Origin of the sequence: Streptomyces sp. NPDC006510 (assembly GCF_040611955.1) — a bacterium.
Classification (GTDB): Bacteria; Actinomycetota; Actinomycetes; order Streptomycetales; family Streptomycetaceae; genus Streptomyces.
This window is the reverse complement of record NZ_JBEXPH010000252.1, coordinates 1-10,000: the sequence shown is the minus strand read 5'-3', so window position 1 is coordinate 10,000 and position 10,000 is coordinate 1. Positions and strand designations below refer to the sequence as shown.

General features: G+C 73.0%; 9 protein-coding genes. 7 read left to right on the top strand and 2 right to left on the bottom strand.

Annotation, left to right across the window (positions count from 1 at the left end; all coding sequences use genetic code 11):
• From ABZY11_RS39515 to ABZY11_RS39485, 7 genes are all read left to right on the top strand, one after another.
• On the top strand, positions 1–747 hold a 747-nt coding region (locus ABZY11_RS39515), incomplete at its 5' end, for an alpha/beta hydrolase (protein ID WP_356483799.1).
• Entirely contained in the window at positions 740–1,906 is a 1,167-nt protein-coding gene (locus ABZY11_RS39510; protein WP_356483798.1) for an acyltransferase, read from the top strand. The genes ABZY11_RS39515 and ABZY11_RS39510, both read left to right, overlap by 8 nt.
• Before the next feature lie 25 nt (positions 1,907–1,931).
• Complete coding sequence (locus ABZY11_RS39505; RefSeq protein WP_356483801.1) at positions 1,932–3,275, top strand: sensor histidine kinase; 1,344 nt, start codon at positions 1,932–1,934, stop codon at positions 3,273–3,275.
• A complete protein-coding gene (locus tag ABZY11_RS39500) occupies positions 3,272–3,943 on the top strand; it encodes a response regulator transcription factor (protein WP_356483797.1) in 672 nt (223 codons plus the stop codon). The genes ABZY11_RS39505 and ABZY11_RS39500 overlap by 4 nt, the downstream gene beginning before the upstream one ends.
• A gap of 220 nt (positions 3,944–4,163) precedes the next feature.
• A complete protein-coding gene (locus tag ABZY11_RS39495) occupies positions 4,164–5,318 on the top strand; it encodes a glycosyltransferase family 4 protein (protein ID WP_356483796.1) in 1,155 nt (384 codons plus the stop codon).
• A 269-nt stretch (positions 5,319–5,587) separates the two neighbouring features.
• Positions 5,588–7,093, top strand: coding sequence for an FUSC family protein (locus ABZY11_RS39490; RefSeq protein ID WP_356483795.1), 1,506 nt, complete (start codon positions 5,588–5,590; stop codon positions 7,091–7,093).
• A 142-nt stretch (positions 7,094–7,235) separates the two neighbouring features.
• The gene (locus tag ABZY11_RS39485; protein WP_356483800.1) at positions 7,236–8,306 is read left to right on the top strand and encodes a lactonase family protein; all 1,071 of its coding nucleotides are present in this window, start codon (positions 7,236–7,238) and stop codon (positions 8,304–8,306) included.
• A gap of 99 nt (positions 8,307–8,405) precedes the next feature.
• Here the strand turns inward: ABZY11_RS39485 and ABZY11_RS39480 are convergent, their stop codons facing one another.
• Both ABZY11_RS39480 and ABZY11_RS39475 read right to left on the bottom strand, forming a co-directional pair.
• Positions 8,406–9,329, bottom strand: a complete 924-nt coding sequence (locus ABZY11_RS39480) for a hypothetical protein (protein WP_356483794.1) — start codon at positions 9,327–9,329, stop codon at positions 8,406–8,408.
• Positions 9,330–9,448: 119 nt separating this feature from the next.
• Positions 9,449–10,000, bottom strand: a 552-nt coding sequence (locus ABZY11_RS39475; RefSeq protein WP_356483793.1) for a BadF/BadG/BcrA/BcrD ATPase family protein, incomplete at its 5' end; no start/stop codon positions are given.

Here is a 10,000-nt window from a genome sequence, read left to right as displayed (position 1 = left end):
GACCGCAAGCGGGCCGCCGCGCTGCACACGATGGCCGGCCCCGCCCGCCGCTTCCTCGCCTTCGACGGCCGCGACGGCGGCCGGGGCGTCGAGGTCGTCGGCGATCTGTCCCGAGCGGACCGGATCGCCGTGCTGGTCCCCGGCGCGGGCATCGACATCGACCACTACTGGCGACTGCGCAACGGCGCGCTCGCACTGCACAAGGAGCTGGGCAAGCGGTCGGCAGTGGTCGCCTGGCTCGGATACCGGACGCCGACGACGGTGAGCCCTTCCTCCCTCACCTCGCGACGGGCCACCGAGGCGGCCCCCGAACTCGTGCGGCTCTTAGAAGAGTTGAGGCGCCTGAGGCCTGCGGCCCGTACCACCGTCCTCTGCCACTCCTACGGCTCCGTCGTCTGCGCGCGGGCCGCGCACGGACTGCGGGTCTCGGACATCGTCCTGTACGGCAGCCCGGGTACCGGTTACCGGAACGCGGCCGCCCTGCACACCCGGGCCACCGTCTGGGCGGGCAGAGGCAGCGACGACTGGATCGCGGACGTACCGCACATCGAGCTCCGACTGCCCTTCGTGGACATCGGGTTCGGCACGGACCCGGTCTCTCCCGGGTTCGGCGCCGAGATCTTCGCGGCGGGCTCCGGTGGTCACAGCGACTACCTGAAGACCGGTTCCGAATCGCTGAGGAACATCGCCCGGATCGTGGCCGGAGCGGCCGGATCCGCTGAGCCCACGGGAGGGCGCCATGCGTGACTTCGCACGGCGGGTCGAATCCGCCACCCCCGCCGACCGCGACCGTGCCGTCGACGCGCTGCGCGCCATCGCCATCCTCGGCGTCGTCCTCGGCCACTGGCTGGTGACCGCACTGGTCGTCGACAGCGGCACCGTGCACGGAGCGAGCCCGCTGCGGTACCTGTCCGGCCTCACCCCGGTGTCCTGGGTGCTCCAGACCCTCGCGGTCTTCTTCCTGGTCGGCGGAATGGTCGGGGCGAAGAGTCATGCCTCGGCCCGTGCCAGAGGCAGGAGTTACGGTCAGTGGCTCCGCGCGCGGATGAGCCGGCTGCTGCGCCCGCTGGCCGTGGTGCCGGTCGTATGGACCGTGGCGGCGTGCACGATGCTCGTCTCCGGGGTGGACCAGGACACCGTGCGCGCACTGTGCAAGCTGGTGTGGTCCCCGCTGTGGTTCCTCGTGGTCTTCGCGGCGCTGACGGCGGCGACCCCGCTGGTGGCGAGGCTGCATCCGATGTGGCCGCTGGCCGTCGTGCTGGTCGTCGACCTCTATCGGTTCGGCCTGGACGCGCCCGGCGGATTCGCCTCGGTCAACGTGGTGGCCGGCTGGCTGGTGCCGTACTGCCTGGGCGCGGCCTGGGCCCGCGGCGAACTACGGAGCCGCCGGACCGGCTGGACGCTGCTGCTCGGCGGAGCCGCGGCCGCCACCGGACTGGTCCTGTGGGCCGGTTATCCCGCGGCCATGGTCGGAGTCCCCGGTGTGGACATCTCCAACCTCGACCCGCCGACCCTCGCCGTGGTCTGTTTCGGCCTCGCGCAGTGCGGGGCGGCGCTGCTGCTGCTCGGCCCGCTGCGCCGGGCGCTGCGACGCCCCGCGCTCTGGGCGGTGGTGGCGACCGTGAACCTCTCGGCGATGACGGTGTTCCTGTGGCACCAGACGGCGATGATCGCGGTCACCGCGATCGGCCTGTCGGCGGGCGGGGCCCTGCCGGGCCTGCACACTGTGCCCGACGGACCCGGCTGGGTGCTGGCCCGGCTGGCCTGGCTGCCGGCGTTCACCGCGGCGCTGCTGATCTGCTGGCTGGCCTTCCGCGGTTACGAACGGCAGCGGCCGACGCGGACGAAGAACCTGGTCGTCCGCGAGGGGCGCCCCGCCGGATCGATGGCGGCACGACGTGTCTAAGGTGCGAGCTGTGAACCGGGGGGACATGGTGAAGCGTTCGGCGCGGGTACTGCGGGCACTGCCCCGTACCCTGCGCGAGGACCTCGCGAGCACGGCGGTCGACCCGAACGGGCTCTCGGGGAAGCCGCGTTGGCTGGAGTGGCGGCCGGTGATCATGGTGCCGCTGCTGATGTTCGCGGTGGGGGTGCTCATCGCGGGCAGCAACCAGTACGCCTTCGACTTCGGGATGGGCATTCAGCTCGGCATCCTGTTCGCCGGGGTCCAGTCGGTGGCGATCGTCGTCGCCCTGTACCGCCCGCTCCAGGCCTGGTGGGCGTCGATGCTCGTCATGGTGCTGCTCACCCCGTTCGCCGCGAACGTCGGCTTCGGGACGCGGTTTCCGTGGAGCGGCGCGTTTCCCTGGAGCGGGGCCGGGATCGCGATGCAGGCCGGGGTGCTGTTCCTGCTCGCGCTGCGGCTGCGCCCCCGGATCGCCGCCGAGACCCTGACGATCACCGTGCTGGCGGGGCTCCTCTGCGGAGCGAGCACTCCCTGGCGCAGCGCCAACGACATCCGCCTCGCCATCGGCGTCCTCGTCATCACGGTGGTGATGGGCATCGCGCTGCGCGGCCTCGCGGTGGCCCGTACCCGGCTGGTCGAGCAGGAGGAGCTCACCGCCGAGGAGCGTGCCAGACGCACCCTGCTGGAGGAGCGCAACCGCATCGCACGCGAGTTGCACGACGTGGTCGCCCACCACATGTCGGTCATCTCCATCCAGGCGCAGGTCGTCCCGCACCTCGTCGAGAACCCGTCCGACGAGTTGAGGGAGAACGTCGAGGGCATCCGCAGGAACGCGGTCGACGCGCTCACCGAACTGCGCCGGGTGCTCGGCGTGCTGCGCTCCGAGGACCCCCTGTCGCAGGCCGCGCGGCACGCCCCGCAGCCCACCCTCGAACGGCTGGACGAACTGATCGGCAACGCGCGGGCCGCCGGGCTCACGGTCACCGCCGAGACCACGGGGGAGCCGCGACCGCTGTCGCCGGGTGTCGAGTTGTCGGCGTTCCGCATCGTGCAGGAGGCGCTCAGCAACGTGATGCGGCACGCGCCGGGTGCCCGGGCGCGGGTGGAGATCCGCCACCGGAACTCCGGGGTCACGGTACGGATCACCAACACCGCGCCGGACCGCCCCGCCGCGCCCACCACCGGCGCGGGCCACGGCCTGCTGGGCATGCGCGAGCGCACCACGATGCTGGGGGGCGAACTCGCCACGGGAGCAACTCCCGCCGGTGGATACGAAGTCACTGCCATACTGCCCGCACTGCCCGAACCGTCTGCCGCGGAGCCCGCCGGTTCCGCCGATCCCACCGACTCTGCCGAGGACACCCGATGACGGCCATCCGCGTCCTGATCGCCGACGACCAGATGATGGTCCGGCAGGGCCTCACGGTGCTGCTGAACGCCGAACCCGGCATCGAGGTCGTCGGCCAGGCGGTGGACGGTGCCGACGCGGTGGAGGCAGTGGCCGAACTCGCCCCGGACGTCGTCCTGATGGACATCCGGATGCCCCGGCTCGGCGGTATCGAGGCGACCCGCACCATCACCGGGGCCGACGGCGCCACCGTCAAGGTCCTCGTCCTGACCACCTTCGATCTCGACGAGTACGTCTACGAGGCGCTGCGCGCCGGCGCGTCCGGGTTCCTCCTGAAGGATGCGTCGGCCGAAGAACTCGCCCATGCGGTAAGGGTGGTGGCGGAGGGCGAGGCCCTGCTCGCCCCGAACATCACCAAGCGGCTGATCGCCGAGTTCGCCCGGGTGAGTGCCGGTCCGAGAGCCCCGCTCAAGAACCGCGCCGGCGAACTGACGGAACGCGAGACCGAGGTCCTGTCCCTGATCGCGCAGGGCCTGTCCAATGCCGAGATCGCCGCGCGTCTCGTGGTGGCCGAACAGACCGTGAAGACCCATGTGGGCCGGATCCTGTTCAAGCTGGGACTGCGCGACCGGACCCAGGCCGCGGTCCACGCCTACGAGACGGGCCTGGTGCGCCCGGCCGGCTACTGAGCCGGACACCTCAGCCCACACAACACCCCATCCGCACAAGCCACTTGCTGCCGTTCGGCCGAGAACGGCAGGAGCGGTGCGGCCAGGGGCGTACCACCGGGGACCGGCCGAGCGGCCCAGGGCCGCTCGGCGAGCCGCCATGCCCCGTGGCCAACGGCGTCAAGCTGCCTCCTCCTTGCGGCCCGACCGATTCCGTCCAACCGAAGGAACCGAAAAGTCCATGGGATCCACCCTTGTCATCACCAATGACTTCCCGCCGCGTCAGGGCGGCATCGAGACCTTCGTGCACGCGATGGCCACCCGCATGCCGGACGACGACGTGGTCGTCTACACCTCGCACGAGCCCGGTGACACCGCCTACGACGCGAGCCTCCCGTTCCCCGTTGTGCGGGATTCGAGCCGCATGCTGCTGCCGACCGGCCGGGTGACCCGCAGGGCCGTCGAGATCGCCGAGGCCCATGGCTGCGACCGGGTCTGGTTCGGCGCCGCGGCCCCGCTGGCACTGATGGCGCCGGCCCTGCGGCGCAGCGGCGTACGGCGCATCGTGGCGACCACTCATGGCCACGAGATCTGGTGGGCGCGCACGCCCGGTGCGCGCGGGCTCATGCGCCGGATCGGCAGCGGCGTCGACGTGGTCACGTATCTGGGCCGGTACACACGCACCCGGATCGAGCCCGCACTCGGCCCGCGTGCGCGCATGAGCCGGCTGGTTCCGGGGGTCGACGCCGAGGTGTACCGGCCCCGCACCGAAGCCGAACCCGATTCGCGTACCGAACTCGGGCTGCACGGCAAGCGCGTCATCCTGTGCGTGGCCAGGCTCGTTCCCCGCAAGGGCCAGGACATGCTCATACGGGCCCTGCCGCTGATCCGGAGCAAGGTGCCCGACGCCGAGCTGGTGGTGGTCGGCCAGGGGCCCGACGAGGCCCGGCTGCGCAAACTGGCGGCGCGGCACGCCGAGGGAGCCGTCCACTTCGCGGGCGGCGTCGCGCACACCGATACACCGCCCTACTACGCCGCGGCGGACGTCTTCGCCATGCCGTGCCGCACCCGGCGGGCCGGCCTGGAGGCGGAGGGGCTCGGGATCGTGTTCCTGGAGGCGGCGGCGAGCGGTCTGCCGGTGGTCGTCGGCGACTCGGGCGGCGCTCCGGACACCGTCCTCGACGGCAGGACCGGCCGGGTCGTGGACGGCACCGACCCGGCGGCCGTCGCCGACGCGCTGACGGGGATACTCCTCGCCCCCGACCGGGCGGCGATGGGCGCCGCGGGCCGTGAATGGGTCCGGGAGTCCTGGTCCTGGGATGCCTCGGCCCGCCATCTGACAGACCTTCTGACCCCGGTCGAGCAGGTGCCGGTGCCGCTGCCGGGGGAGGAGTAGGGGGCCGCGGCGGGAGTGGGGCGCCGCTCCCGTCGACGCCGATCGCCGCTGCGAGGCGCGGTGCGGGGGCGGCGCGGCTGCCGGTCCGTTGGCTTACTGATGGAGCACCGTGCTCGGCGATGACTGTGCCAATGGCTCAGTGACACCTGCCCGGGTTGAGCCATGGGCCGCGAGGATGTTGTGATGTACCCGTCGATGGCGCTGCGGATCTCCGCGGCGCCTTTTTTATGCCGGTGTGCAGGGCCGGTGCGCGGAAGCGGGAGCGTTTGGTGCTGAAGAGGATGTTCGTTGCCCCGGACCCGGGCCGACTGAGGCTGCGCAGCAGCGTCCGGGCCGTCCTCGGCATCGGACTGGCCGTCGCGGTGTGCGGTCTGGCCGGCCACTCCCTCGTCGCCGCCATCACCGGCGGCCTCGCCGCGCTCCTGGCCCTGTTCTCTGTGCTGGACACCACGGTGCGGGGGCAGGCGATCACCACGGCCCTGCTGCCCGTCGCCGGATTCCCCGTACTCGCCCTCGCCGCCGCTCTGCACGACCACCCGGTGGCCCGGGACGTGGCCTTTCTCGCGGTCATCGGCGCGGGCGTGTACGCCCGGCGCTGGGGGCCGCGGGGCCACTCGCTCGGCGTGTTCGCGTTCATGGCCTTCTTCACCACGCAGTTCCTTCACACATTGCCCGGCCAGCTGCCCGAGCTGTACTCCGCGGTCGCCCTCTCCCTGCTCGTCTCGTCGACCGTCCGCTTCGCGCTGTGGTGCTACGAACGGCGGCAGCCCGCCGGCGTCGTACCCGCCCCGGTGACCGGCACGGGGCTGGGCCGGGCGACCACGCGCCAGGCGATCCAGGCGACCGCGGGCGCCGCCTTCGCGCTGATGGCGGGGCTCGTCCTCTCCGATCAGCGCTGGTACTGGGCCGTGGGCGCCACCTGGTGGGTCTTCGTGAACACCGCCTCACGCGGCGAGACGCTGGTGCGCGGCTTCCGCAGGATCCTGGGCACACTGGTCGGCATCCCCATCGGCCTGGCCGTCGTCGTTCCGCTGCACGGAGCGCCCGTGCCCACGGCGGTCGTCGTGGCGGCCGGCGTCTTCGGGATCTTCTACACCGCCGCGGTCTCCTACACCTGGATGGTGATCTCGGTGACGGTGATGGCCGGTGCGCTCTACGGACTCCTCGGCGTGCTGGACCCCGCCCTGCTCATGCTGCGCCTGACGGAGACCGGCGTGGGCGCGCTCGGCGCGATGCTCGCGGTGCTGCTCGTGCTGCCCGTCACCACGCACGCCACCACCGACGCGTGGATCCAGCGGGCCCTGCGCTGTGTGCACGCCTGTACCGCGGAAGCCGCCGCGCGGCTCTCGGGATCCCCGACCGCCGATCCCGCACCCCGGATCGCCGAGCTGGAGGCGCTGCTCGGCCGGGTGCGGATGTCCCTGGCCCCGCTGGTCCACCCGCTCAGCCCGCTGCGCGCCCGCAAGGCCCGTGCCGGTCAGGTGCTCGCCCTGCTGGACGCCTGCGCACGCGAGGTGCGCGGACTGGCCTCCGTCGCGGCGGACCCGGAGGCGTCCCACGACGCCCGCCTCGCCGCCGCCTGCTGGCGGGTCGAGGCATCCGTGGAGGCCCTGACGGCCGCCGACCCGCGACATCGGGCGGGCGTACCGGGCGTCCCGCCGTACGCGGCCGCGGCCGAGCCCGCCCTCGCCCATCTGCACGGCCTGGAGCGGGCGCTCGCCGAACTCGCCGCACCGCTGCACAGCGACCCGCGCGCTCCGTCGATCGGTGTGTGAACCGGCCTCGTGGGCGGGCCCGGCAGCCGAGGCACTGGTCTGGACCTGACGGGTGACTGCTACCGTCGCCCCGGAAGATCGCGACGGTACGGACCGTCGTGATCCGTCGGCGGAGAGGGGCAGTGCGGTGACTGGCAGTGCGGTGGGCAGCGACGACGGCGCGGTACGGGCATTCATCGGGTCGTTCACCTCGGCGGGCGGACGGGGAATCACCGTCGCGGCCGTGGACCAGGAGACCGGGGCCCTGACCGTCCTCGGCTCCACGGACACGGTCCCCGACCCCTCGTACCTCGCCCTGGGCCATGGACCGGGGCCGGGCGGCGGCGCGCTCTACGCGGTCAGTGAGACCGAGCCCGGTGCGGCAGCCGCCCTGGACATCTCCGGCGATGTGCCGCAGCCGATCGGCCGGATCCGGCCGGTGGACGGCAACGGCCCGACCCATCTCGCGCTTGCGGGCGGCCATCTGCTCACCGCCAACTACGGCTCCGGCAGTGTGAGCGTCCTGCCCGTGCGGGCGGACGGTTCCCCCGGCCCGGCCACCTCCGTGCTCCAGCACGAGGGCAGCGGCCCCCGCGCCGACCGGCAGCGGGCCCCGCACGCCCACCAGGTGCTGCCGGATCCGTCGGGGAACTGGGTGCTCAGCGTGGACCTCGGGACCGACTCCATACGGATCTGCGCGCTCGACACGACGACCGGGGCGCTGCGGCTGCACGGTGAGACGGCCCTGCGGCCGGGCACCGGCCCGCGTCATCTGGCCTTCCACCCCGCCGGCGGCCACGCCTACGTCCTGAACGAACTCGAACCGACCGTCACCGCATGCCGGTGGAACGCCGCCGCGGGCGTCCTCGAACCGGTCGGCGAGACGTCGGTGCTGCCCGCGGAAACGACGGAAGACGGCGACCCGGCGACGTACCCCTCCGAGGTGGTCGTCTCGCACGACGGCCGGTTCCTCTGGACCGCCAACCGGGGGCACGACAGCATCTCGGTGCTCGCGCTCGACGCGACCGGCGAGCAGGCGACCCTGGTCACGACCGTGGACTGCGGCGGGAACTGGCCGCGCGATCTCGCCCTCGATCCCACCGGCCGCCGGCTGTACGCGGCCAACGAGCGGTCCGGCGACGTCAGCTGGTTCGACGTCGACCCGGCAACCGGCATTCCGCGCCGCGCGGGTTCGCTGGATGCCCCTGCCGCGTCCTGCGTGGTCTTCGGCTGATTCCACGCCGCGCACAGCACGATCGCCGGACGGGCCCGGTTCTCCGGGCCCGTCCGGCGATCGTGGACCGACGGCCCGCCGGGCGCGTCCGGCACCGGGTCAGTGCGCCTGGGCACCCTGCGGGGCAACGGGCGTGATACCGAGCGTCGTCATGTACATCGACAGCACGAGCTTGCCGATCGCCGGGTACGCACCGAGCGGCTCGGCACTCGCGCAGCCCGCCTCCTTCGCGGCCGCGTCCAGCAGCCCCTCGGCCACCTCCGGGCCGACGAGGTACGGGGCCACCGCGAGCTGCACGGAGCCGGAGCTCGTGAGCTGCTCGGCGATCGACGCGACCGAACCCTCGACGTCGAGCGCCGCGGCCATCACCGGGACCGCGAGCCGGGCGGCCAGCAGCATGCCGGTGATCCCGGCGGCCTGCACCGCCTCGTCGCCCCCCACCGTGGCCAGCACGATGCCGTCGGCGGCCGTGGCCACCGTGAAGAGCCTGGCACGGTCGGCGCGGGCCAGACCGGCCTCGGAGAGCCGCACGTGCAGCGCCTCGGCGAGCAGCGGGTGCGGGCCGAGTACATCGGTCAGCTCGACCTGCGTACCGCTGTCCATCACGGCCTGTCGTATCCGCCGGATCAGGGCGCTGTCCGGCCCCGCGAGCAGCGGCACGACGACGGCGGACGGCCCCTCGGGCTCGGCGACCTCACGGCCCGCGGCCTGCGCCTGCTCGAAGCGCGCCACGCGCTCGGTGGCGCAGTGGGTGAGCACGGCGGAGAGCGTCGGGTACTCGGCGTCGTCGCCGTCGAGGTAGCCGATCCGGGCGTTGAGGCCGGGCAGCTCCGAACGGGCGATGCTGATCACCTCTTCGGCCAGACTGCGCGCGGCCGGGGAGGGGGGACCGGGAACGGCGAGAACGAGCGCTGCAGCGCCCTCGGGTGCGACCACGGGCTCCGGGCGGCGGTGCCGTCCGGACTGGCGAGGTCGCGGCATTCGTACAGGCAGGCCGGAAGCGGGCCCAGTGGGGGTGCTCATGGCGCCGCATGCTACTGGTTTTGGGTGCGACTCTGTTCGGGGAGGGCCCAGGCAGGCGTTATCTGTCCGGTTATATCCGATGAGCGGCTTACCGGTCGACTGTCCTGCTCTGTCGGTGCCTATTCGGGCCGCTGCTCAGGCCCGTCACCAGGCACCCAGAGCAGCGTCGGATGGCGGGGCAGTCGCAGATCCCCGGTCGCCAACGCCCGAGCGATGGACAGCGCACCCGTCAATGGATCACCCGAACCGGGGACCGCCCGTGCCTGCGGAAGCTGCCGGGACAGCTCCTCGCGCAGCGGCACCAGCAGCGGATCGCCCATCCGGAACAGGCCACCCGTCAGCGCCACTTCGCACGGCTCGTCGTCGGCCCCCGCCTTCGGGCACACCGCCGCGGCCGCCTCCGCGACATGTGCCGCCGCCTCGCGCAGAATGCCCGCGGCGACCGGATCGTGCCCGGCGCACGCGGCGACCTCGGGTGCGAACGAGGCCAGTACGGCAGGCCGGTCGGTACGCGGATAGAGCAGCCCGGGCAGCTCCGGCGCGGGCCCGAACACCGCCTCCAGCCGGGACAGCAGCGCGGCGGATCCGCCGCGCCGCCCGTCATGGGCACGCATGGCCGCATCAAGTCCGGCCCGGCCGATCCAGGCCCCGCCGCCGGCGTCGCACAGCAG